Raw genomic sequence first — 24,965 nt, forward strand, 5'->3', positions numbered from 1 at the left:
ATTTGCTTTTTTGATAGTGTGTGCTCACTTAAAATTTAACGTTGGCGCTTTGTTTTGTTCAGTTTTCAAAGAGCAATCTCGATGTCGTCTACTTCGTAAGCGACTTTTACATCTTATCATGTTTCCAACTCTGTTGTCAACATGTTTTTTATTTTTTTTGTTTTGATGAAGCTGCGAAAGCTGATGTCCCGCAGCGACATGTATTAATATAACACCTATATTATTATTGGTCAACAATAAAAATGCATTTTTTTAAAAGTTTTTTGATACACGATAAAACCGATGATATACCTCTTGCCCTTTTGTCTCCGCTTTGATGACATCGATTACCTTCTTCTCTATCAAATATTCCAATAAAACGCCTAGGTCTACTGAATAAAACTTAACTTCCGGATGCTCCATAAGCTCTGCAATCGTCCACGGATCTTCTTTCATTCCCATTATTTCGACCAAATGCTGTGAACCTGCATTCGTCCTCGAATATATAAGAAATTCGCTCGCAAGGAATAAAAGCTCCAATCTTTTTTCGAGCGTTTCCTCACTGCTGATCAATTCTTTATACAGCTTGTAAATTTCAGGTTCCATATGCTTCACTTGGTTCCAGACAGTAACCTCCGGATAAAAGCCCTGTTCTATTATCTCCAAACGGGCCAAATGATGCAGGGAATGAACGATATGATTGTATGCCTCAAGATGATGGCCTTTTTCAAAGAAGCTTTTCCCATCCATGTACCTGCGAATTAACTTCGCGAACTCCATCCCCATCTTTAACTTCCTTCCATAGAAGGGGAACTCCCGGATTTCGGTTTTCAAACGGTCCAGATATTCGTTCCGGTCAAAAAGGACCTTCCCGTTATATATCCAGTCAACCACTTTGCGGTTCGTGCCTAATAGGAGCCATTCTTTTAATTGGTCTTCCTTTACGATATGCAGGGCCGCCTTTTTATCCTGGTATGTGTAATGTTTTAAAAACACGGCCTCTTCTGCTTCGTCTGCAATTACAAAAAGGATGTAGTCAAACGTATCGGTAATCGGGCTATTATCATCTCTTTTTTCTACTAACAAGATTCCAAGTGTAGATTTTAAACTTGCTCGCTCTTGATAAATCGGGCGAAGGATATCTTCCATCATAAATTCCTCCAAAACCTTTTTTTTAGATTTTCGACAAAACTCTTCAAATTCCTGCTTAGTTCCCTTACCCCAAACCAATTCAACAAAAGTAATATGTATCCTTTATTTCTTTTTTGTTCCATCCATTGTTTATGTTATAGTTAAAGTTATATTTTAGGAGGGACAATCCATGGCTAAATATTCTAGTAAAATCAATAAAATACGCACTTTTGCTTTGAGTTTGATTTTCATTGGCTTTATCGTAATGTACCTTGGGCTTTTCTTCAAAACACATCCTGTTGTCATGACGATTTTCATGGGGCTGGGCCTTTTATTCATAATCGCAAGCACAGGGGTTTATTTCTGGATTGGAATGCTTTCTACAAAATCGATCCAGGTTGTCTGCCCTAACTGCAGCAAACCTACAAAAATACTAGGACGTGTAGATATTTGCATGCATTGTGAAGAACCATTGACACTTGACAAAAAGTTGGAAGGCGAAGAATTCAATGAAAAATATAACCGGAAAAGCCTGCATGATTAAGTCGATTAGCTGAATTCCCTTTCAAGAAGGCTTTAACAATTGTATCATTTCTTCATAAACATGAAAAAAAGTTCCAACCAAGTGGAGGAACTTTTTTTAATGCGATTCTTTTTTCGCACAATCCATACAGTCGCCGTAGATTTCCATCCGATGGTGACTAACATTGAAACCAGTGACTTGTGCTGCGAAATGCTCGACTTCATCCAATGCAGGATAATCGAAGTCCACAATTTTACCGCAAGTTTGGCAAATTACATGATAATGATTCGTCGTCACAAAATCAAACCTTGCCGAAGAATCCCCATACGTAAGTTCTTTTACCAAACCTACCTCACGGAACACACGCAGGTTGTTATAAACTGTTGCCACACTCATATTCGGAAACTTGCCTTCCAGCGCTTTATATATATCATCAGCGGTAGGGTGGGACATGCAGCTTATCAAATACTCAAGTATCGCATGGCGTTGAGGAGTTATTCTTACACCGGTATCTTTTAAGGAATCCAACGCTTCTTTTAACTGAACTTCAGACACCGTCATCCACCTCTTTTTCTCATTAAGTATGCATTCTTAAATTATAATGTTTATAAATAGTGTACCTTTTATACGTTGAATTTGTCAATAATTCAATGGCTTAACCATTCTTTTTTAGTTTATTCATGAAGACTTGATTCTTTCCCATTTTTGCATTGAAACTTAGTATCCCCTAGATAAGTCGATTACGTTGGTGAAGTCTTTTCCAGCTTTCAGGTTCACGCATATTTTTTTCGAATATGGGCAATGGTCCTTGGTAAATATTCTCCGCTTTCACTTGAAAGATGCGATTTGACTGTAACATTCTCCATCCTCCAAAAAACGGATGCCCTTTTCCTAAAGGCTCCGGATCAAATACATCCAAGATGGCATGAGACAATTCCCCGGCATCCAGGGCTTCGATCAGCACTTCATCTTTAATCAGGTCGCCGCGGCCAATATTCACGAATACTGCAGATTCTTTCATGGCTTTGAAGTGTTCTTTTTGCAGAAGGCCTTTCGTTTCATCCGTACTTGGCAGGACGATACAATATAATCGGCTCGCGGTTTGGCTTCCATTAAATGATCCAGGTCATAAAGGTGATCGATGGATTGCACCATTTTCCCGCTCCGGTTCATTCCTATCGTCTTCATCCCAAAGGCTTTCCCAAGACAAGCCACTTCCCCTCCAATTGCACCCACGCCCATTACGAGCATGGTCTTGCCATTCAATTCCCCTACTTCAATCTTTCTATCCCACAATTCTTCCTTTTCATTCTTCATAAGCAGCTTCAATTTCTTTTCATATTGCAAAAGCATCCCTATCGTATACTCGGCCATCGGGATTTTATGAATGCCTCTTGCGTTGGTCACCATTATGCCTCGTTCCTCGATGGCTTTAAATGGCATTATTTCCATCCCTGCACTCATGACCATGATCCATTTCAAGTTCGCTGCTTTCTCAATGATTTCTTCAGTTAAATCTTCACCATATGTAATTAAGATTTCCGCTTCACGAAGCGGCCCATCCTTTTTGATAAATGAAGTTCAAATCAGGAAAAGCTTTCATCATTTCCGTTTGGATACCTTCATTCGGAATGACAGTCGAAAGTACTAACATGTATATCTCCCCCTTTTAATTAACATAAAAAAACACGGGCTCTATGTGTCCCGCGCAACTTTCTCTGAGGAGGTATTCCCTTAATAAAGCATATTCTGGTGTCCCCTTTTTGAGTTGGACAAAAGCCTCATCCTTATTAAAAAAGGCTTTATTTTAAAGAATTTGGGTTTAATGCATGTAATTCCGGCAAAACAAAAAAGCCATCCCTTCTGATCAGGACGTCGTCGAAATAGATGTCACCGCCCCCATATTCCGGACGCTGGATCAAGACCATATCCCAATGTATCGATGACCTGTTTCCATTATCCGCTTCATCATAGGCAAGTCCAAGAGCCAAGTGCAGGCTCCCGCTTATTTTCTCATCCAACAAAATATCGTCCATAGGTTCCAATATGTATGGATTGATTCCAATAGCGAACTCCCCTATAAACCGGGACCCTTCATCAATATTCAGAATTTGGTTCATTTCAGGGTCACGATTGGAAGTCGCTTTAATGATTTTCCCCTTTTTCAAGTTTAATTCTATGTCACTAAAGGTGATTCCTTCATAGGTTGTGGGTGTGTTGAAGGATATCCTTCCATTGAGACTATCTTTTATGGGTGCCGTAAATACTTCCCCATCCGGTAAATTGTTTTTTCCGGCACATATGACGGCCGGCATGCCTTTGATGGAAAAGGTCAAATCTGTCCTTGGTGAAACGATCCTGACTTTGTCAGTACGTTGCATCAATTGTTTTAACGGCTTCAAAGCCGCCTCCATTTTTCCGTAATCCATTGTGCATACGTTCAAAAGAAAGTCTTCGTACCTATTGAAGGTCATGCCGGCTTTTTGCGCTGATGCCTTGGTGGGATAATTAAGTAAGACCCAACGTCGGTTGTTTACATAAAAAAGTGTAGGGGAATTCATGGCCTCCCCTTGAAGACGGTGCCTCTCGATGGGAACATCAGTCATTTCGGCATTGTTTTCTTCCCCAGTGATGATGATGACCGCATCGATATCCGTATATTTCTTCAAGGCCCATTGTGAAGCTGTGTCAAGCTGCTCCTTCACATTCCCTAGTAACAGGTGGCGGCTTATCTCATCGTCCTCGAGTTCCACATATGGATAAGCACCCACTCTGTATATTTCATCAATCAACTCTTTCAATAATGGTTTTGTGTTGATATGCCCCCGTATGAGGATTCTCTCTTTAGGCTGTAATTGTATCGAATGATGAATCAGCCTGGCTGCAAGCTTCGTTATCCTCTCATCCCTCATCTGCCTATCCCTTATTTTTCGAGTTCGCGAAGAGTTTCAAGCGCTTCTTCGACGTGGCCTTTAACCTTTACTTTACGCCATTCTTTGACTACATTTCCAGCCTTATCAATGAGGAAAGTTGAACGTTCAATGCCCATATACTCCTTGCCGAAGTTCTTTTTCAATTGCCAAACATCAAATGATTCAGCCGCTTCATGATTTTCGTCAGCCAGCAGCAGAAAAGGCAGTCCATGTTTTTCGATGAATTTTTCATGACGTGCCGCTGGATCTGGGCTGATACCAAGGATGACCGCGTTCAGTTCCTCGAATTGCTCATTATGGTCCCGGAAATCACAGGCCTCCGTCGTGCAACCTGGCGTCATGTCTTTTGGGTAAAAATATAAAACAATGTTTTTCCCCTTAAAATCCGATAGGGAAACCATTTCACCATTGTTTGCAGGGAGTTTGAAATCAGGTGCTTTTTCTCCAATTTTAACAGTCATATTGAACCCTCCATTTCTTTCATTATGGTAAGAGTACCCAATAATCGAAAGAAACACAACTTTCATTTATCCTTCCTATCTTTCTGCTCCAGATCGATCACCGTCCGAATCACGAACGCTGCCGGCAGTGTATACCCAATGAAGGCCTGAATGGTAGCTATCATCCTGCCCATGCCAATCGGGGCTATATCTCCATACCCTACAGAAAACATCGTCATCGCACTAAAATAAAAAGAAGTCTTCAATTGTTCATAGAAAGTCCCATCCAACCGATTGCCCATATCAAGAATCACCGAATGATTCTGAAGCTCGTATAATAAATATATCAGTGCAAATCCAACTAATATCGTCGCATATAAATTGCCAAGCCACAGCATATCCTCAAGAGAAAACTTCTTTCCTCCCGACTCAACAAGAAATAACGTACGAATGCTCATCACCATGCAAAAAATGATCCCTGCAATCAAGATGTAGAAAGTCATCCCCCACGCCCCATTTCAAAACGCCACTTCCTCTATACATACTCCCTGTCCAAACAATATATTCTTTTTAGGAATCAGCCTTATCACCGACAAACGCATTAAACGGAAACTTTCCCTAATTCTTTTTCCATGTTGACCCTTTTGGTCGGATATGTTAAGATTGCCTAAATTTTTATAATAGTTTTTATTTTATAAATCTTTGACCTGCAAACAGTTAACAATGCAGGTTTTGCAAAATTTCATATGTGGAAATAGGTTCCTAATTTTCATTAGGATTAAAAGGGAAGTCCGGTGTAATTCCGGCACGGTCCCGCCACTGTAATGGGAATGTTAGCGTCAATCAATTTGCCACTGATCAACGGATCGGGAAGGCCAGCCGCTAATGATATTCCCTAAGTCAGGAGACCTGCCTATTTCGACAACACTGTTTTAACCTACGGGAGATAGGGAGGTGTTAGGGACCTTATAATTGTAAGGGGCATTTTGCATGCCTCTTTATTTTAAGCATTTCTAACTTTCTTTTTTGACGGTTAGGAATGCTTTTTTTATTGTTCGATCAATTGAATGTAGGAGGATGGGAATTTTGAAGAGCAGCAGTTTGGGTTACCCTCGAATCGGGGAAGATCGTGAATGGAAACGTACATTGGAAGCTTTCTGGTCCGGTAAAATCGATGAAGCGGAATTTACGTCACAACTAAAAGCCATCCGTTTAGGCAACTTACAAAAACAGAAGCAACGAGGCATTGATATCATCCCAGTCAACGACTTCACTTACTATGATCAAATGCTCGATATGTCCGTCATGTTCGGTCTTGTTCCTGAACGTTATTCAGCTTATGAAGGCGGAAGTGTCCCCCTTTCCGTTTATTATTCAATGGCCCGGGGAAACAATGATGAAGTCGCTTCAGAAATGACGAAATGGTTCAATACGAACTATCACTATATTGTCCCTGAATTAAAACTGGCACAGCTTACTTTAACAGAAAATAAACCACTTACAGCATATCGGGAAGCCAAGGAAAAGCTAGGGATCGAAACGAAGCCCGTTTTGATCGGACCTTATACTTTCCTCTCCCTTTCAAAAGGCTTCAATAAACAAGAAATCCCTGGCATCATCCTGAGACTGCTTCCCCTATACACGCAAATCCTGCGAGAGTTGGAGCAAGAAGGCGTGAAGTGGGTTCAAATGGACGAGCCTTCCCTTGTTTCATCCATTTCCAAAGATGATATGCAAACCGTTACTTACCTCTATGAAAAACTGAATGAAGCAGCACCAAACCTGAACATCATGCTACAAACATACTTTGATGCGGTGGAACATTACCAAGAAGTCATCGAATTACAAGTCCAAGGGATCGGTCTTGATTTTGTACATGATAAAGGGAGGAATTTAAGTAACCTTGAGGCATTCGGTTTCCCGAAGGACAAAGTGCTTGCAGCAGGTGTGATTGATGGAAAAAACATTTGGCTATCTGATTTATCCCAAAAAATCGAATTGATCGAGACACTTAAGAAACAGGTAGCCGAGGACCAAATCTGGCTACAGCCCTCTTGTTCCCTGCTTCATGTCCCGGTGACCGTTCGTAATGAAACCGCCCTTTCAAAAGAAGTGAAAGAGGCCCTTGCTTTCGCTGATGAAAAACTTGAGGAAATCACACTTTTGGTCAAAGGGAATAATCAAGGCATTGAAGCGATCGCCGAAAAAGTCGATGCCAATAAATTTACGATTCAAACGTTAGCCAATTCAAATGTCCGAAATCACGGGTCTGTAAAATCCAATGTCGAAAAGGTTAAAAACGGGACCGCCGGCCGTCAGCTTCCATTTAAAGACCGTTACCAAAAACAACAGGAATTTTTCAAATTGCCTTTTCTCCCTTCGACTACGATCGGCAGCTTTCCGCAGACATTTGAAGTTAAACAAGCACGCGGGAAATTCAATAGAGGAGAATGGACAACCAAGCAATATGAAACATTCGTTAACGAAGAAATCGGCAGGTGGATCGAAATCCAAGAAGAAATCGGTTTGGATGTTCTCGTTCATGGGGAATTCGAACGGACGGATATGGTTGAATACTTCGGCCATAAATTAGGCGGATTCGTCTTTTTAGATAAGGGTTGGGTACAGTCCTATGGATCCCGCTGCGTGAAACCGCCAGTCATCTACGGCGACATCCATTTCATCGAACCGATGACAGTCAGGGAAAGTGTATACGCACAATCACTGACGAAGAAGACGGTGAAGGGAATGCTGACAGGTCCTGTTACGATTTTGAACTGGTCTTTCGTCCGTGATGATATTTCCAGGGAGGATGTTTGCTATCAGCTTGCGCTCGCTTTGGAAAAAGAGGTCATTGCCTTGGAATCTGCTGGAATTAAAATGATTCAGGTTGATGAGCCTGCACTTAGAGAAGGTCTGCCATTGAAAAAAAGCGATCGTGACGAGTATTTGAACTGGGCAGTGAATTCATTCTTGATATCCACATCTAGCGTGGAGGATACAACCCAAATTCACACGCATATGTGCTATTGCGACTTCAATAGTTTCATGGATGTCATCTCCTCCCTCGATGCCGATGTAATTTCCATCGAAACATCCCGCAGTCATGGGGAGCTCGCTTCCGCATTCGAGGAAAAAACATATGAAAAAGGCATTGGCCTGGGGGTGTATGATATTCACAGCCCGCGTGTGCCGGCAGTGGAAGAAATGGTCGATATGATTGAACGAGGCATCAAGGTATTGGATAAAGACCAGTTTTGGATCAATCCCGACTGCGGCCTGAAAACAAGGGGTATCCCGGAAACCGTCGCTTCCCTGAAAAACATGGTCGAAGCAGCAAAAGTCGTCCGTAAAAAACTTTTAGTAAACCAGCAGGCAAATGATTGAAAAGAACGTTGCTCATCCAACACAGCAGTCACGGACTTTTTTAACTGACCTTGTTTTTCCACCGGATACAAATCATCATAATACCATCTTTGGCGGAAAAGTAATGGCCTATGTTGATAAAATAGCTTGCATTTCCGCTATGCGACATTGTCGAAAACCCGTTGTGACTGCTTCAAGCGACTCTTTTGATTTTTTGGCCCCCATCAAAACAGGGGACGCGATCAACCTTGAAGCTTATGTCACCTGTACTCATCGCACATCAATGGAGGTATTCGTGAAAGTGGAACGTGAGAACCTACTAACAGGTGAAAAACAGCTAACGGCACGCGCTTTTTTAACGATGCTTGCCATTGATGAAGACGGTAAGCCGACAAACGTACCACAGGTCATCCCGGAAACGGAAGAGGAAAAACAGCAATATGTTCAAGCCCAAGCTAGATATATTGAAAGAAAGAAAAAACGGAACTAAACAAAAACCCCTTCAACATGAATGCTGTTGAAGGGGTTCTTTCAGTTCCCTGCTCCGCGGTACCTCTTCACTCCCTGATTCCATATGAAAACGGATATCACGAAAAAGGCAACCCCAATTGCAGGTGTGGCAAATGCATATGCATACCACTCTTCTTTTCTTAGGAAATAAGATGCCGGATAGACACCGACAAACGCGAATGGCAGCACCCATGTAAGGACAAAACGGATGACCTTATTATAAATATCAACAGGATAGCGCCCGTAGTTCCCGATATTGTACATCATTGGCATGATGGATGTTTTCGCATCCGACCAGAACCCAATGCTTGCTATCGCAACGAATATGGCTGCATATGCAAGTGCCCCGCCTATTGCAAAAATGATGAAAAGAATCGGGTCATACCACGCAAGCTGAAGATCCAATGAAATCGCCGAATAGAATATGATGATCAAACCGGTCACAACACCAAATAACGCTTCAAGCTCGATTCTTTCTAAAATGACTTGAAACAGGCTATGTATCGGTCTTGTTAATATCCGGTCCATTTCACCTTTGACGATATAGCGGTCATTAAAATCCCAGATGTTGAAAAAGGCCGAAAAAAGGGCGAATGGGATAAGGAAAAACCCATAAATGAATATGATTTCTTCACGGCTCCAGCCGCTTAAAAATTGCGTATGTCCAAAAACGACCAAGATAAATACCAGATTCACGACCTGATTGAGCAAGTCAGATAGGATTTCCATGAAGAAATCGGCTCTATATTGCAGTCTTGTCTTCATATATTGACTCACATATTGAAAAAACATCGATACATAAAACATCCCGTCAACCTCCTTGAATAATCAGCTGTTTTTTTGCGACTATCCATAAAAGCTGAATCGGTATTATGAGAATGATGCACCAAATTAACTGCTGTAAAAGCGCCATGCCAATTTCGCCTGAACTGTAACCGTTCGTAAAAATCATGCTTGGTACATAGCTGATCCCTTGAAAGGGTAAATATTTCATCACTTCCTGCGCCCATATAGGATAGAAACTGATGGGCAGCAGCAGACCGGAAAATAAATCAATGATAACCCTTTTAGCGCGGATTAATCCGGCATTATTATATAAGAAAAAGGTAGTGATTCCCGTCAATAAATTAATTTGTGTATTGATGATGAAACTGAACAGCAAGGAAATGCCGAAGATCCCCCATACAGCCGGATCGTGCGGCAATTCAATAGGAAAAATGAAAGCTACCAGCAGCATCCCCGGAATCGAGAAGAAGAAAAAACGGAATATCCCTTCCCCAAGTCCTTGCATCGTTTTCATGCCTAAATAGTTATAAGGCCGGATCATCTCAATGGCAACCTTGCCGTCTTTAATCTCAGTGGCGATTTCGCGGTCAATATTATTGAAATAAAAAGCGCGCGCCATCCATGCAACCGCAACATAGGTTGTCATCTGCATACCTGAAAGTCCTTCGATGGAGCTTTTTTCTCCATATATCGCATTCCATAAGAAATAATAAGCACCGATATTAATGCTATAAATTAAAATGCCGGTATAATAATCCGTTCGATACGCAAGCATCATCAAAAAACGCATGCGTATCATGGCAAGATACTTCCCCATGGCCCTCCCCCTTCTTGATAGACACGTTGTTTCTTAATGATAAGAGAGTCAGACAGTGCCTTCTTCGTAAATGTTGCGAACAATTTCTTCAATGGACGTTTCATGAATTTTGATGTCCTTTATTTTAAAATGAGATACGACTGCTGAAACAAGCTGTGAAATATGATCACTTTCTTCTTTCAACAAGGCAATGTATGTTTGATTTTTCTCATCATGAACCCAGTTAGCGGTAAATGGGAGCGCTAATGATTGCAATTCCTTCAATGCGATCGGCTCGATGAATTGAAAATGGATCTGTTTTTCCTCAGCCCAGTTATCTTTTAAACTCTGCAATTCCCCATCATAGATGATTTGCCCTTCATCAAGCATGATTACACGCTCACATAATGCTTCAATGTCCCCTAAATCATGGGTGGTCAAAAGGATTGTCGTATTATATTTCTCATTGATTTCTTTCAGGAACTCACGAATCTTCATTTTCACGAGCACATCAAGTCCAATTGTCGGCTCGTCCAGGAACAGCAAAGGCGGATTATGGATCAAGGCTGCCGCAAGCTCGCAGCGCATTCGCTGACCAAGCGAGAGTTTACGCACTGGTTTGTCCAGCAAAGGACCGATATCAAGCGTCTTGATGACATGTTCCATATGATCGTTATATTGTTCATCCGTTACCTTATAGACCTTTTTTAACAGCCTAAACGATTCTTGAACCGCAATATCCCACCAAAGCTGTGAGCGCTGACCGAATACGACTCCGATAGTCTGAGTGAACTTTTCCCTCTCTTTATGTGGATTCATGCCATTGACCGTGATTTCGCCTGCTGTCGGTTCCAAAATACCTGTCAGCATTTTGATCGTGGTCGATTTCCCTGCACCATTTTCCCCGATATAAGCTACCATCTCACCCTTTTTTACAGTAAAATTGATATCATTGACGGCAGGGACGACCTTATAATTTCTGGTAAGTAAATCCCGGAAGGCACCCTTTAGCCCTGAACGGCTTGATGCCGACTTAAATTCCTTCCGAAGCTGTTTCACTTGAATTGCATCACTCATCCTGTTACATCCTCCGTAATCTCTTGTCCTAATGAATTAGTTTATCCAAACCAACCTTTTTAGACAATAAAAATGCTTGGATGCCATCTACCATTTTCAGGGAGGAAATGGCCGTTGTACCAGATACATATATAAAGGAGACGAGTATGCTATGAATATCAAAAAATTATTACTATCCCAAATTGAAAAGGTCGTTTTCGACCTTCGATATGACTTCCTTTATGAAGATGAGTGCGGTGAATTATTATGCCAGGTCATCCAAAGGGATTCCAGCGGGTCGATCGAAAGCACACCCATCAGTTTCCACCTTCGCATTAATGAAGAGAAAGGAACCGGGCAGCTAATCTATTACCAAGCCCAGGGCGAAATGAACCGCCAATCCTTCGACATCGAAAATCCTGACACCATCTTGGCCATCCTTACTTTCATAACAGGAGTTTTGGGATCCCCCCCAAAAAATGTTGGCCCGGAATCCTGATTCTTCTGGGGGTGCTGCGTTTCCACCAGGGTACGAATCACATTTCCTAGCCTTCCACCCCAGATTTCCAGAGAGAAAAGTGCTATGATTAAGGGGAAATATGTTTATATTTATAGGAGGTTTTAAGATTGGATTTTAGAAATTCGGAGCTTTTACATAAAGAGGCATTGGAACATATCGTTGGCGGGGTTAACAGCCCATCCCGTTCTTACAAAGCTGTAGGCGGCGGTTCGCCAGTTGCGATGGATCATGCCAAAGGGGCTTATTTCTGGGATGTTGATGGCAATAAATATATCGATTATTTAGCTGCATATGGCCCGATCATCACAGGGCATGCGCATCCACATATTACGGAGGCTATCGTTAAAGCAGCGGAAACCGGCGTTTTATACGGCACTCCGACAAAACATGAAGTCAAATTTGCCAAAATGCTGAAAGAAGCCATACCTTCCATGGATAAAGTCCGCTTCACCAATTCAGGCACCGAATCAGTCATGTCCACCATCCGTGTTGCCCGCGCTTACACAGGGCGCGATAAGATCATCAAGTTTGCAGGCTGTTACCATGGACACTCCGACCTTGTTCTCGTCGCTGCAGGTTCCGGCCCGTCCACTTTAGGTACACCGGACTCTGCAGGCGTACCAAAAAGCATTGCACAAGAAGTCATCACGGTACCTTTCAATGATATCGGTTCATTTAAAGAAGCACTTGATAAATGGGGCCATGAAATTGCAGGCGTGTTGGTAGAACCGATCGTCGGCAACTTTGGAATCGTGGAACCAAGTCCTGGCTTCCTGGAAGAAGTCATTTCATTATCTCATGAAGCAGGATCACTCGTCATTTTCGACGAGGTCATCACAGCGTTCCGATTCATGTATGGAGGGGCACAGGACTATTTGGGAATTCAACCTGATTTGACCGCGCTTGGAAAAATCATCGGGGGCGGGCTTCCCATTGGTGCCTATGGCGGTAAAAAAGAGATCATGGATTCCGTCGCACCTCTGGGACCAGCCTATCAAGCTGGTACGATGGCAGGAAATCCGGCTTCCATGCTTTCCGGGATAGCTTGCTTAGAAGTACTTAGAGAAGAGGGGCTTTACGAAGAGCTTGACCGCCTGGGGAAAATCCTTGAAGAAGGTATCCTGAAAGCGGCTGGCCAATATAATGTTCCGATCACCATCAACCGCCTTAAAGGGGCATTGACGATTTATTTCACGACAGAAAAAATTGAAAACTATGAGCAGGCGGAAAATACGGATGGCGAAATGTTCGCCAAGTTCTTCAAACTCATGCTCAATCAGGGAATCAATTTGGCACCGTCCAAATACGAAGCCTGGTTCTTGACAATCGCTCACACGGATGATGATATCGCTTATACTCTAAAAGCGGTTGAACATGCATTCAAAAACCTAATATAATAAATCGAATCAGCATAATTATGCATTTTTTATACACCCTCAGGATGTACATCTATCTTGAGGGTTTCTTGTTTCCCTGTAATAAATCTTTAATATTAGCATTTGAAGCCAATCCTCACAAAAATCCCATCAATCACAGCATCCATTCCATTGTATAAAAAATTGATTTCTGAATATTTAAATGATATGATATGGATACATTTATATACATTTATACACTTTCTTTCAATCTATCAAAACTTGGACTATTGTTCGGGTTTACTAATATTTCCCCCATTAAACACATGCTACAGGAGGTGAAAGGCAGAGAATAAGGGTAACCTTATTCAAGCCACAAATATGGCCCAACAATGGACACCTGCTACATTCAAAGAATTTCACAAGGAAGAACATGATGCCTGCGGAATCGTTTCCTGCATTGAAAAAAAGAAGATCCCTACTAACGAAAACATCTTTGCCTGTATCGACGCCCTGGTTAAAATGAACCATCGCTGCGGCTTCATCAATGGTGAGGGCGATGGCGCCGGCATCCATATCGATATTCCCCGAGCTCTTTGGAAAAAGAAACTTGAAGCGGCAAATGTCGATTCAGGCATCGTCGATCAAGATACCTTCATAGTCGGCCACTTATTTCTAAGCAAAAAAACAGAAGCGAACGACTTAAAGGTCGAAGTTAAGGAGAAACTGCTCCAACATGGTCTCTCATTGATATTCGAAACGGATAAAGCCTACCGTTCCGAGGCATTGGGACCGATTGCCATTCAAGAAGACCCAATGTTCTGGCAATTCGCCTGTTCCTCAACCATCAATAACAACCAGGAGCTTTCAAATGTTCTTTTTGAGCTGACTTCCGACATCGAAAAAAGCGATTTCATCCATGTCGCCTCTTTAAGCCAGCATCATGCGGTATACAAAGTGATGGGTGCGGGGGATACGCTCCCTGCCTATTATCTTGATCTTGCCGATCCTTTGGCTGCCTCCACCATGACACTGGGACATAATCGTTTTTCAACCAATACTCTATCAAGCTTCTTCCGGGTCCAGCCTTTCAGCGTGCTTGGTCATAATGGCGAAATCAATACCATCGCCAAATTGCGTGATGAAGCGAAAATGATCGGAGTTCCCATCGCTAAAGATGGAAGCGACTCTCAGGATTTAAACAAGACGATCGAAACTTTCATCTGCCGTCATGGCTACTCTTTATTCGAAGCTGTCGATCTTATGTTTCCGCCAATCATCAATGAAATCAAGGAATATCCCGAGCACTTACAAGACTTATATACGTATTTAAGGGAAGCATGGGGTCATTTTGCACAAGGTCCGGCAGGCATCATCTCCCGTTTCGGCGATGAAGCCGTATTCTCTGTCGATTCTCTAGGCTTGCGCCCGTTATGGAATATTGAAACGGAATCATCCTATATGTTCACTTCCGAACCAGGAATCATCCCTTCCAGTGAATATACCGGAGATCCGAAACCGATGGGTCCAGGGGAAAAAATCGGGTTGAAATGGAACGGCGACCGAATTGAATTGTACACATACAAGGATTACCAGAATAAAGTGTTTGAACTATTCAATGATCGTTTCGTCCTTTCCAATGACCGAGTCCGCTTACAGCCCCAGGTTTTTGAAAAGGTTGTCTCCATGACAAACACGCAAGCCATTCATAATGGTCAGTATAAGGCCTTTGGGTGGGAAAGGGAGCATGTCCAATTAGTGGAACAGATGGCCGAAAAAGGCGCTGAGCCCATTCGTTCACTTGGCCATGATGCGCCGCTGGCAGCACTTAATCCCCAACGGACCAACATTGCTGATTTCATCAAGGAAAGCGTGGCCGTTGTAACCAACCCGGCGATCGACCGGGACCGGGAAACCGAGCACTTCTCAACAAGGACGATCATCGGAAAGCGCCCTTCCCTATTCGAAGCGAATAAGGCAGGAAAGGTGACGGAGCTGCTGACTCCCTTATTGATCGAAGGATCAACGGGTTATGAGTGCTCATCCATCGTATCGCAGCCAAGCTACGACCAGTTCATTAAATATAACCAAGATCAAAAACTCATGCACATCATCTCAAGCACATTCAAAGAGGATGAAAACATCACGGATGCCCTGACCAGGATTACGGATGAAAGTGTCAATGCTGTGGATGAAGGAAAAACGCTGCTCGTTCTGGATGATGCCCTTGCCCATCAAAACGGCAACCTTTGGCTTGATCCACACCTGGTCACTTCAGCCGTCGACCAAGCGTTGGTCCGTACAGGCAAGCGTCGTGATTGTTCCATCCTTTTACGTTCAGCATCGCTAAGGTCACTGCATGATATCATCGTTTCTTATGGTCTAGGAGCCAACTTAATCAGCCCTTATTATATGTTCCTTTCCTTATCTTCAGATGACCATAAGGGGGTTACCAATCTATATAACTCCTTGACGAAAGGGCTTGAGAAAGTCATTTCCACCATTGGCATTCATGAGCTGCGCGGCTATGGGAGACTTTTCTCAAGCATCGGTTTACATGAGGAAATCGCGAAATATTTAAATGTGGCTAATTTCTTCGGTTCCAATGATCTGGACTATAATTTTGATAAAATCAAGGCAGATGCCATCCAGCGTGCAGAGGATTACGGCAATGAAAAAGAACGGATGGGCAAGACTTTCCATCTATTCCCTAGAATTTGGAAATCCATTGGGGAAGTTGCTTCAACCGGGGACTATGATGCTTATCGTGAAAAGATCACTGAACAGGAAGAATCCAATCCGACGACGATCCGCCACTTGACATCATTAAAAACTTCAGATGCTTCCGTCCCTTCTGAAGAAGTCACTCTTTCGGTCGGTGAACAGGAATTGCCGTTCGTCATAGCCTCCATGTCCTTTGGATCACAAAATGAGATTGCTTTCCGTGCCTATGCAGAAGCAGCCGAGAGGCTAGGCATGATCAGCATGAATGGCGAAGGCGGGGAAATAAAGGATATGCTGGGCAAGTACCCGAAATCCCGCGGACAGCAAATCGCTTCCGGACGTTTCGGTGTCAATGCAGAACTCCTGAACTCTTCAAATCTATTGGAAATTAAAATTGGTCAAGGGGCAAAACCCGGTGAAGGCGGTCACCTTCCCGGTTCCAAGGTCACAGCGAAAATCGCAGAAGCCCGAAATGCAACAATCGGTTCCGATTTGATCTCCCCTTCCAATAACCATGATATATACTCAATTGAAGATTTGGCCCAAATGATCCATGAGCTAAAAACGGCAAATGACAAGGCAAAAGTTGCCGTCAAAGTACCAGTCGTTCCAAACATCGGTACGATTGCTGTCGGCGTCGCAAAAGCCGGGGCCGATATCATAACGCTTTCCGGTTTTGATGGCGGAACGGGTGCTGCCAGGATCCATGCACTCTCACATGTCGGCCTGCCAGTTGAGATAGGTGTGAAAGCGGCACATAATGCACTGCTTGAATCAGGTATCCGGCAGAACGTTGAAATTTGGGCTGACGGTGGGTTAAAAAGCTCGATGGATGTTTTGAAGGTAATGCTGCTTGGGGCAAATCGTGTAGGCTTTGGGACCCTTTCGATGATTGCCGTCGGCTGCACAACGTGCCGCGGATGTCACCTTGATACTTGCCATGTGGGCATCGCCACCCAAATTGAATCGGAAGCTCAGGCGAAAGAACACGGGCTGCGCCGTTTTGTTCCACGTAAATTTGATTTAGCCGTACAGGGGTTAACGAATATGTTCAGTGCATTTGCAAAAGAACTCAAATCTTTGACCGGATCACTTGGGGTGAAGAATCTTCAGGATATCGTCGGGCGTTCTGATTTGCTGCAGCAAGTTAAAGGGCAACAATCATTGGATTTAACCTATTTATTAAAAAATCTGGATATAACACCGTTCTCGCATAAGGAAGCGGCGGCATATTTGAATGAAGGCTCCATGCAGGTAGCCGTTGGCGCAGAATATCTTGATTCGCATGTAGATGAACTGCAGCAATCCCGCAGCTATAGCTCGATCACTTCCGAGCAGCGTGTACTCGGCAGCAGGGTCTCCTGTCACCGCGTTAGGGGCAGATTGGATGGATCATACAAAAAACTTCCTCCCGTTCACCTATCCTACCAGGATGGTTCCATTCCGGGTAATGGACTTGGGGCATACAATACGGAGGGAATTTCAATCAGCGTGAATGGCGGTGCCCAGGATGGTATCGGCAAAACATCGATTGGCGGTAACATTGCGATCTTTAAATCCCCAGGAAAAGATGGGAAGTTTTACAATGGCTCTGTCGGTAAGGGCTTTGGTTACGGTGCACAGCATGGTCTCCTCATTGCCCAGGGAGATGCCGATGCCAGGGCGGGAATCCGGCTTTCCGGAGCGGATATGATCATTGGCGGATTATTGAAACAACCGCTGCCTAAAAAGGAAAACGGTAATATTGCGGTAACATCCAATATTAAGGGATTCGCTTTTGAATACATGACAAATGGAAGAGGTTTAGTTCTTGGTGATCCCGGTCCATGGATTTGCGCAGGGATGACAGGCGGTGTCGTTTATTTACGGCAACAGCCTGAATCTGGATTAACCAAAGAGGTCATTAAGAAACGGGTTGCGAAAGGGGCAAAGATTTCTATTGAGTCCCTATCTGCAAAAGGCCTGCAGGATGTGGTTGAACTCCTTGGCAAATACACGGCCCTCTTGAAAGACCATGGCCAAACCGAAGAAGCCGCCTCTTTAGAGACACTGCTTCAGGATCCTGGAGAGCACTTCCTTCAGGTCGTTCCAGTTAAAGAACAGGCGGATCCTGCTGTATCCACGGAGTGATGCCGAAAATATATATTAAAAAAGGCTGATGCTCTTCAATTCGAGCATCAGCCTTTTCCCGTCATATACCTCTGGGCTCGTCTTCAAACGCGTGAAAAACAATGCTGAAAGCAATCAAGAAATTGCCTATCGTTTCTTTATATATTAAACTTGATTTTAACTATTGTAACTCTTAGGAAAATCCTGTATATTACTTTTTGTTTACATCATCTTATTTTAGTGTAAAGTACTCACAAATAAGTTAGAATACAACTTTAAGCAAAGGCCTATATATTAATAGAGCCTTTTCTCGCCAGATCCATTACAACACAAAGAAAGGATTAACCCATATATGAAGTTTGGTGCCCGCATTCTCAAAACAGGAATAGCAATTGTTTTAGCGCTTTACCTATCGGAACTGCTTAACCTTCCTGCTCCTGTCCTTTCTGGGATTGCTGCAATTTTTGCAATACAGCCGACCATTTACCGTTCATATCAAACGGTATTGGAGCAAATTCAAGGAAATATCATTGGCGCATTGGTTGCTGTCTCCTTCGTTTTGTTGTTCGGAAATGATATTTTTATAATCGGTCTTGCCGTAATGGTTGTCATAACCATCAATTTAAAACTGAAAATGGATAAAACGATTGTCCTTTCCATCGTGACGGTCATTGCCATCATGGAAAGCCAGGACGGGGAATTCCTTAATTTTGCCTTTATTCGTCTCTCATCCGTTTTGCTTGGAATCGTTTCTTCGTTTATCGTGAATCTTGTTTTCATTCCTCCAAAGTACGAAGCAAAGCTTTATACACGCATTACAGATGTAACGGAAGACATCTTGAAATGGATCAGAATCAGCACAAGACATGCTACAGAACACACTTTATTGAAAAAGGACATCAGCCGGCTGAAGGCGGAGTTACTCGATTTGGAACATATCTATTCCATGTACAAAGAGGAACGGGAATATTTCAAGAAGAACAGTGTTGCTAAAGCAAGAAAGCTTGTCGTTTATCGGCAAATGATCATAACGACGAAAAAAGCGTTTGAAACCTTGAAGAGAATCCATAAATTCGAGAATGAAGTATATCAAATGCCTGAAGATTTCCAACGGAGCATCTTACAGCAGCTTGATTCATTGATCCGCAAGCATGAGCAGTTGATATTACTGCATATCGAAAAAATCAAGTCAATCGAGGAGATTGAAGATTGGGACCAGGATTGTTTAAGTCGTAAAGAGCTGCTCGCCCATTTTTTCGAACAGCAGAATCAAGTGGACGAAATGCATGATAACCTAGGCCACCTCTCTGCCCGCCTTGTTCCATTGATTTCTGCAGTCATAGAATATGACGAACAATTGGAACACCTTGAAAAGCTGATCGTCAGCTTCCAGTCGTTCCATAAGGAAGATAACGAAATATCTGTCCAGTACGAAGAAGATTAAAAAAGACGGTTCCCGGGAACCGTCTTTTTTTCGTCTCTAATTAGAGCATGCCCTCATTCAATCATCCAAAAGGTTCTTATCAGCAGCCTTTTCAATCGTATCCAATTTCTTCAAAAGATCCTGCAGCTCATCTTCCGAGAATGAATTGAAGTTCTTGCCCATCGATTTGTTATGATCCGCAAGGACTCTCCCCAAAATCGCTTCCCCAGCCTCTTTCAATTCAAGGTTGATGACCCTGCGATCCTTATCAGAGGGCTGCCGTTTCACATAATCCATTTCGACCAGCTTATCTACAAATACTGTAATCGCACTTGGCTTTACGGTTAAGAAGTCAGCCAGCTGGGTCGATTTAATCGACCCCTCTTTTTTCAATATCAATAAAATGAAAAACTGAGGCGATGTTAATCCATAAGGCTGAAGATTTTTTGCTACGATGGCCCTAAGCTTCTTCCTAATCCGAAAAATCTGCATCTCAATACTATTAGTTACTTCCCATTTAAATTCCAGCCTTCTCACTCCTTATATAGGACAATCCTACCTCTTAAATTTAATTAAATGGCATTCCAATGTCAACTTTACTTTCCATATATCCTTAAAACTAAAAAAAATTCAAATTTTTACTATTTCACTGTATTTATTTCCCACCATTTTTCCGAATAAATTACATGACAAAAAATAATTAAACTGGTAAACTCTTTACTTAATAATATTAATACTTATAAAAATTAATATTTATTAAAATTAATAAATAAACATTAGAATAGGAGGTTATTTCATTTCTAGCTAATGAACGTAAATCAAAAAAAAGGAACACATCATCAATATATTTTTGGAGGCGAAACAAGTGAATAGAGGACGTTTAGTTTTAATCAATGTCATTGGTTTGGTTATTATAATAGCGGCATTGGCCGGTGGGGCTTATTACTATTATGAAAGCACGAATTTCATTAAAACGGATGAAGCGAAAGTGTCAGGTGAGCTATATACCATCGTTGCCCCCGCTGCCGGTAAACTAGCAGATTGGGACTTACACGAAGGAGACAGTGTAAGTAAGGATGACAAAGTTGCCAATGTAACCACCTTAGACGGTAAAGAAGCGGTAAAAACCGCAGCACAAGGTACGATCGTTAAAACACAAGTGCATGATGAGCAGCTTGTTCAAGCAGGTCAAACGCTAGCTCAAACCATCAATATGGAAGATTTGTCCATAACGGCTAATATTGAAGAAAATAAATTGAAGGATATCGAAAAAGGTGACAGCGTCGATATTATCATCGATGGAGATCCCGATACGGTCTTCGAAGGTACATTGGAACAGATCGGTTATGCTACAACGTCTGTCTTTTCAGTGATGGGCAATCAAAACAGCAGCGGGAACTATACGAAAGTCACTCAAAAAGTACCAGTGAAAATTTCCATCAAAGCACCATCCGATAAAGTTCTGCCTGGAATGAACGCAGAAGTGAAAATTTCGACTAAATAAACCGGCTACACAGTTATACAGAAAGGAGGCTTTTCTTTACATGGCTTCTCAAACCATCACAGTAAATGAAAACAAGGGAATGAAACAGTTTGCCCCCATGTTAATTATCCTAATGCTAGGTTTGTTCATGGTCATTTTGAATCAAACCCTGCTTAGTGTCGCCATGCCTAGGATGATGGCAGAATTCAATGTAGCTGCGACTACGATTCAATGGTTATCAACTGGATTCATGCTCGTGAATGGAGCCTTGATCCCACTTTCCGCTTTTTTAATAGAACGGTTTGGCACGCGCATTTTATTCCTGGCTGCCATGTTTCTATTCACCGTCGGGACATTCATCTGCGGCATCGCACCAAATTTCCCCGTCATCCTTACAGGCCGGCTGATTCAGGCCGCTGGCGGCGGAATCCTGCAGCCTTTGGTCATGACGATCATTCTTTTCATCTTCCCTCCGGAAATGCGCGGGAAAGGGATGGGGATCTTTGGACTTGCCATTATGTTTGCCCCTGCAATCGGCCCGACTTTATCAGGTTGGGTCATTCAGGAATATAGCTGGCGGGTCATGTTCTACGCAATGGTGCCATTAGGCATGATCGTCATGACACTCGCCTTTTTAAGTATGCGTAATGTAGCGGAACCAAGGAAAATCAAATTGGATTTGCTGGGTGCCTCTCTATCCTTGCTAGGTGTTGCATCATTACTATACGGTGTCAGTGAAGCAGGTTCCAAAAGCTGGACGGATCCAATCGTTCTGGGAACGATCATCATTGGGCTGATCCTTTTGACGCTTTTTGTGGTTCAACAGCTAAAATCGGAAACACCTATGCTCGACTTCCGTGTATTTAAGTATGACATGTTCGTATTATCCAATATCATTTCTGCAATCGTCACAGTGGCCATGTTTACCGGGATATTCTTATTGCCTATATATTTGCAGACTTTAAGAGGCTTCACACCAGTTCAATCCGGCCTGTTGATGCTACCCGGAGCCCTTGTGATGATGGTGATGTCACCCATTTCAGGAGCATTATTTGACAAAATCGGACCTCGTCCATTAGCACTAATTGGGTTGGCGATCACTGCCGTCACAACCTTCGAATTCGCTAAATTGACTACGGAAACAACCTATTCGACTTTGGTCATCATCTATGCCATCCGCGCACTTGGAATGTCTTTACTGATGATGCCGATCATGACTGCTGGGATGAATCAGCTGCCTAAGCATTTGAATACACATGGTACGGCAATGAGCAATACGCTGAAACAAGTGACCGGAGCCATTGGTACGAGCTTCGTGACGACCATTTATACAACCCGTGCTTCTTTCCATGGAACTGCTTTAGGAACGGAAATGAGTACGAGTGATCCCGGTTTTGTTCAGAATTTCCAGACTATCGTTCAATCCATCATGACTTCGATGAATCAAACTAGTGAACAGGCACAGGAAACTGCCATGTCGCTGATTTCTTCTCAAATCCAGGGTCAAGCAAATGTGATGGGAATCAATGATGCATTCTTTTGGGCAACAGGCTTCGCAATTGCAGGCATCGTTCTCTCACTATTTTTGCGCGACGTTCGGAAGGATAAAGCAATGAAACAAGCTAAACAAGAACCTTTGGATGTACCTTTGCTTCCTTCGCCAGTAAAAAAATCGGTTTAATTAAATGGAGGAATTAAAATGAAGATCTATGTTGTTTACGACAGTGAAGGTAACCATACGAAAGCACTTGCCGAATCAATAGCTCAAGGAGCCGCTGCGGTTCCTGGGGCTGAGGTTCTCATTGACCATGTAAACGAGGCGGATGTTTATAAGCTTCAGGAAATGGATGCGATCATTTGGGGCTGTCCCGGTCATTTCGGAACCATCAGTTCGAGTTTGAAAACATGGATCGATAAACTTGGGTATCTATGGGCGGAAGGTGCGCTGATCAATAAAGTGGGTGCTGTGTTCTGTACCACGGCCACCGTACATGGCGGACTCGAGGCTACCATGCTGAACTTAATCACCCCTATGCTTCATCAAGGCATGATCATTGTCGGCTTGCCCGGCACTGTCCCGGAAAATGCCTTATATGGTTCCTACTATGGAGTAGGGATAAGCTGTCCGCCCGGTGTGGATGACAATATCACCAAAAATGACTTGAAGCTTGGAGAAGCATTAGGAAAACGGGTAGCCCATGTCACCCGTTCATTCATAAACGGGCTCTAGGAGGCTTGATTCAATGGGCATAATTCTAATTATCATCGTTGCCATATTAGCGGTTACGGGCTTGATCACATTCAATATCAAAGCCTTATCACCTGAAGGTAAGCCGCCTGCAGTCGAGGAAGAGAATTCGTCGGAAGAGTCCGCTTTCCCGACTGCAGATGATTCCATTACCGAAATCATCTCCCCCACAGACAATGATGAATTGAAAATGAAAGATCAGGATTATCGTTTGGCTCTTTCCAAGCTTCATAAACAAAAACCAAATGATGAGCCAACTGCAGAAAAAAAGCCTGATATTCGCAAAATGAAAGACAAGGAATACCGTGGTACATTGGAGGACTTCCGACAGAATGGCGATTAAAACACCCCCCCATTAGGCTAATTTGCCATTTGGGGGTTTTGTTTTATATGCCATTGAATGGATCTTCTCCTACCTCTGCGGCCACCTTCAACTTAGTGATCGACGTGCAGTCTTTAACTTTATTTTCTGGTTGACAAATATTCACAAAGACTTTAAGCTAAGGTAATGCAACGCATACAATTTGTTAAACTCAGCTTTTGTTGAGAGACGGAATTTTAAAAGGATTTCCTTTTTTCGTTCGTCACTTGCCTTTTTGGCAGGTGGCGATTTTTATTTTTATAGGGGTGAAAAATATGCAACTTTTGAAGTATTCCATAATGGTCTTAATCGGTTCGATTTCATATGGCACTTTATCCACCATGATGAAGTTTGGATTCATGGATGGCCATTCTTCTGGAGAACTGGTCGGCAGTCAATATCTTGTCGGTTGGTTGATTGTCTCCGTTATATTTCTCTTTTCGTTTAAATATAAAGTTTCATGGAAAAGTGCCGGATTACTTTTAATCACGGGCATGATGTCCACTTTCGTCGGAAAGGCATATGCCGTTTCCGTATCCGAGCTACCCGCTTCGATTGCCGTTGTCTTTTTATTTCAATTTACCTGGATAGGCGTCCTTATTGAAAGCTTCTTAAATAAAAGACGCCCGGATAAAAATAAACTCATTGCCATTTTCGTTCTTTTCATCGGTACATTATTGGCAGGGGCGATCTTTGGTCAGCCTCTATCTGGCCTAAGCCTAAAAGGCGTATTGTTCGGACTATTGTCTGCATTGCTTTTTGCGCTGTATATGTACTGCAACTCTCAATTCGCTGTTGGGGAATCTTCCATGAAACGGCTGTTTTTCATTGCAACGGGTGGTATGCTGACTGCTGTATTCACGACTAACCCCGTCACACTTGTAACGAATCTTGTCCAAACGAACCTATGGTACTACGGTCTGCTGCTCGGAACATTGGGTGTTTTAGTTCCTTTCTTTTTCTTTGCTGTCAGTTTACCGAAAGTGGGGGTCGGGCTTGGAACGATTCTTTGTGCTGCGGAACTGCCTTCAGCGATGGTCGTTTCCGTCATCTTCTTGAATGAACAGGTTACGTCATTGCAATGGTTCGGGATGTGCTTGATCATCGTCGGCATCGCCTTGCCTGAGGGAATAAAGCATCTGCCGCATTTCCTTCCTGGAAAAAAAACGCTGCATGAAAAAAGGATTTCATAACGTGCATGCACAAGTTCGTATCAGAATAA

At 42.8% G+C, this 24,965-nt stretch carries 21 protein-coding genes, 1 pseudogene and 1 riboswitch; of the genes and pseudogenes, 12 read left to right on the top strand and 10 right to left on the bottom strand.

What is annotated here, in order from left to right; translation table 11 throughout:
- Positions 1 to 252: 252 nt before the first annotated feature.
- The gene (locus ACFX4H_RS24400) at positions 253 to 1,128 is read right to left on the bottom strand and encodes a nucleotidyltransferase-like protein (RefSeq protein WP_241637343.1); all 876 of its coding nucleotides are present in this window, start codon (positions 1,126 to 1,128) and stop codon (positions 253 to 255) included.
- Positions 1,129 to 1,300: 172 nt separating this feature from the next.
- Between ACFX4H_RS24400 and ACFX4H_RS24405 the strand changes: the two genes are divergently transcribed.
- Positions 1,301 to 1,654 (top strand): YgzB family protein, encoded by a 354-nt coding sequence (locus ACFX4H_RS24405; protein ID WP_034305326.1) that lies wholly within the window; start codon positions 1,301 to 1,303, stop codon positions 1,652 to 1,654.
- Positions 1,655 to 1,750: 96 nt separating this feature from the next.
- On the opposite strand, the gene perR is transcribed toward ACFX4H_RS24405, so the two are convergent.
- From perR to ACFX4H_RS24430, 5 genes and pseudogenes are all read right to left on the bottom strand, one after another.
- Complete coding sequence (gene perR / locus ACFX4H_RS24410; protein WP_034305329.1) at positions 1,751 to 2,194, bottom strand: peroxide-responsive transcriptional repressor PerR; 444 nt, start codon at positions 2,192 to 2,194, stop codon at positions 1,751 to 1,753.
- Positions 2,195 to 2,360: 166 nt separating this feature from the next.
- Positions 2,361 to 3,205 (bottom strand): annotated as a pseudogene (locus ACFX4H_RS24415) (D-2-hydroxyacid dehydrogenase).
- Positions 3,206 to 3,435: 230 nt separating this feature from the next.
- Positions 3,436 to 4,545, bottom strand: coding sequence for an aminopeptidase (locus tag ACFX4H_RS24420; RefSeq protein WP_241637194.1), 1,110 nt, complete (start codon positions 4,543 to 4,545; stop codon positions 3,436 to 3,438).
- Positions 4,546 to 4,556: 11 nt separating this feature from the next.
- Positions 4,557 to 5,027 (bottom strand): thioredoxin-dependent thiol peroxidase, encoded by a 471-nt coding sequence (bcp, locus tag ACFX4H_RS24425; protein WP_034306447.1) that lies wholly within the window; start codon positions 5,025 to 5,027, stop codon positions 4,557 to 4,559.
- Between the two features lie 62 nt (positions 5,028 to 5,089).
- On the bottom strand, positions 5,090 to 5,509 hold the full coding sequence (locus ACFX4H_RS24430; RefSeq protein ID WP_034305333.1) for a potassium channel family protein: 420 nt from the start codon (positions 5,507 to 5,509) through the stop codon (positions 5,090 to 5,092).
- Between the two features lie 236 nt (positions 5,510 to 5,745).
- Positions 5,746 to 5,937: riboswitch (cobalamin riboswitch) on the top strand.
- Between the two features lie 146 nt (positions 5,938 to 6,083).
- On the opposite strand from ACFX4H_RS24430, the gene metE reads away from it, so the two are divergent.
- Both metE and ACFX4H_RS24440 read left to right on the top strand, forming a co-directional pair.
- Positions 6,084 to 8,393, top strand: coding sequence for a 5-methyltetrahydropteroyltriglutamate--homocysteine S-methyltransferase (gene metE / locus ACFX4H_RS24435; protein WP_377436420.1), 2,310 nt, complete (start codon positions 6,084 to 6,086; stop codon positions 8,391 to 8,393).
- On the top strand, positions 8,386 to 8,862 hold the full coding sequence (locus tag ACFX4H_RS24440) for an acyl-CoA thioesterase (RefSeq protein ID WP_063592101.1): 477 nt from the start codon (positions 8,386 to 8,388) through the stop codon (positions 8,860 to 8,862). Before metE ends, ACFX4H_RS24440 begins: the two co-directional genes overlap by 8 nt.
- A gap of 41 nt (positions 8,863 to 8,903) precedes the next feature.
- On the opposite strand, the gene ACFX4H_RS24445 is transcribed toward ACFX4H_RS24440, so the two are convergent.
- The 3 genes from ACFX4H_RS24445 to ACFX4H_RS24455 are packed head-to-tail and all read right to left on the bottom strand — an operon-like array spanning position 8,904 to position 11,541.
- Positions 8,904 to 9,689: an ABC transporter permease gene (locus tag ACFX4H_RS24445; protein WP_377436421.1), complete on the bottom strand. Its 786-nt coding sequence runs from the start codon at positions 9,687 to 9,689 to the stop codon at positions 8,904 to 8,906.
- Between the two features lie 4 nt (positions 9,690 to 9,693).
- Entirely contained in the window at positions 9,694 to 10,485 is a 792-nt protein-coding gene (locus ACFX4H_RS24450) for an ABC transporter permease (protein ID WP_063592102.1), read from the bottom strand.
- A 48-nt stretch (positions 10,486 to 10,533) separates the two neighbouring features.
- Positions 10,534 to 11,541, bottom strand: coding sequence for an ABC transporter ATP-binding protein (locus tag ACFX4H_RS24455; RefSeq protein WP_057278728.1), 1,008 nt, complete (start codon positions 11,539 to 11,541; stop codon positions 10,534 to 10,536).
- Between the two features lie 151 nt (positions 11,542 to 11,692).
- On the opposite strand from ACFX4H_RS24455, the gene ACFX4H_RS24460 reads away from it, so the two are divergent.
- The 4 genes from ACFX4H_RS24460 to ACFX4H_RS24475 all read left to right on the top strand — a co-directional run bounded on the left by ACFX4H_RS24460 (position 11,693) and on the right by ACFX4H_RS24475 (position 19,672).
- On the top strand, positions 11,693 to 12,019 hold the full coding sequence (locus ACFX4H_RS24460) for a hypothetical protein (RefSeq protein ID WP_377436422.1): 327 nt from the start codon (positions 11,693 to 11,695) through the stop codon (positions 12,017 to 12,019).
- 128 nt (positions 12,020 to 12,147) lie between these two features.
- The gene (locus ACFX4H_RS24465) at positions 12,148 to 13,437 is read left to right on the top strand and encodes a glutamate-1-semialdehyde 2,1-aminomutase (RefSeq protein WP_283867122.1); all 1,290 of its coding nucleotides are present in this window, start codon (positions 12,148 to 12,150) and stop codon (positions 13,435 to 13,437) included.
- Positions 13,438 to 13,776: 339 nt separating this feature from the next.
- The gene (locus ACFX4H_RS24470; protein WP_283867121.1) at positions 13,777 to 18,249 is read left to right on the top strand and encodes a glutamate synthase-related protein; all 4,473 of its coding nucleotides are present in this window, start codon (positions 13,777 to 13,779) and stop codon (positions 18,247 to 18,249) included.
- Positions 18,250 to 18,580: 331 nt separating this feature from the next.
- Entirely contained in the window at positions 18,581 to 19,672 is a 1,092-nt protein-coding gene (locus ACFX4H_RS24475) for an FUSC family protein (protein ID WP_034305350.1), read from the top strand.
- A 57-nt stretch (positions 19,673 to 19,729) separates the two neighbouring features.
- Here the strand turns inward: ACFX4H_RS24475 and ACFX4H_RS24480 are convergent, their stop codons facing one another.
- Complete coding sequence (locus ACFX4H_RS24480; protein ID WP_084738069.1) at positions 19,730 to 20,188, bottom strand: MarR family winged helix-turn-helix transcriptional regulator; 459 nt, start codon at positions 20,186 to 20,188, stop codon at positions 19,730 to 19,732.
- Between the two features lie 328 nt (positions 20,189 to 20,516).
- Here ACFX4H_RS24480 and ACFX4H_RS24485 point away from each other — a divergent pair, with 328 nt between their 5' ends.
- The 5 genes from ACFX4H_RS24485 (at position 20,517) to ACFX4H_RS24505 (ending at position 24,936) form a co-directional block, all read left to right on the top strand.
- Complete coding sequence (locus ACFX4H_RS24485) at positions 20,517 to 21,155, top strand: biotin/lipoyl-containing protein (RefSeq protein ID WP_057278723.1); 639 nt, start codon at positions 20,517 to 20,519, stop codon at positions 21,153 to 21,155.
- 55 nt (positions 21,156 to 21,210) lie between these two features.
- Positions 21,211 to 22,815, top strand: coding sequence for a DHA2 family efflux MFS transporter permease subunit (locus tag ACFX4H_RS24490; RefSeq protein ID WP_371748515.1), 1,605 nt, complete (start codon positions 21,211 to 21,213; stop codon positions 22,813 to 22,815).
- A gap of 18 nt (positions 22,816 to 22,833) precedes the next feature.
- Complete coding sequence (locus ACFX4H_RS24495; RefSeq protein ID WP_034305357.1) at positions 22,834 to 23,364, top strand: NAD(P)H-dependent oxidoreductase; 531 nt, start codon at positions 22,834 to 22,836, stop codon at positions 23,362 to 23,364.
- Between the two features lie 13 nt (positions 23,365 to 23,377).
- Positions 23,378 to 23,725, top strand: a complete 348-nt coding sequence (locus ACFX4H_RS24500) for a hypothetical protein (RefSeq protein WP_063592107.1) — start codon at positions 23,378 to 23,380, stop codon at positions 23,723 to 23,725.
- A gap of 293 nt (positions 23,726 to 24,018) precedes the next feature.
- The gene (locus ACFX4H_RS24505) at positions 24,019 to 24,936 is read left to right on the top strand and encodes an EamA family transporter (protein ID WP_048678324.1); all 918 of its coding nucleotides are present in this window, start codon (positions 24,019 to 24,021) and stop codon (positions 24,934 to 24,936) included.
- The last annotated feature ends 29 nt before the right edge of the window (positions 24,937 to 24,965 follow it).

This window comes from Peribacillus sp. YIM B13477 (genome assembly GCF_042787955.1).
GTDB lineage: Bacteria > Bacillota > Bacilli > Bacillales > DSM-1321 > Peribacillus > Peribacillus frigoritolerans.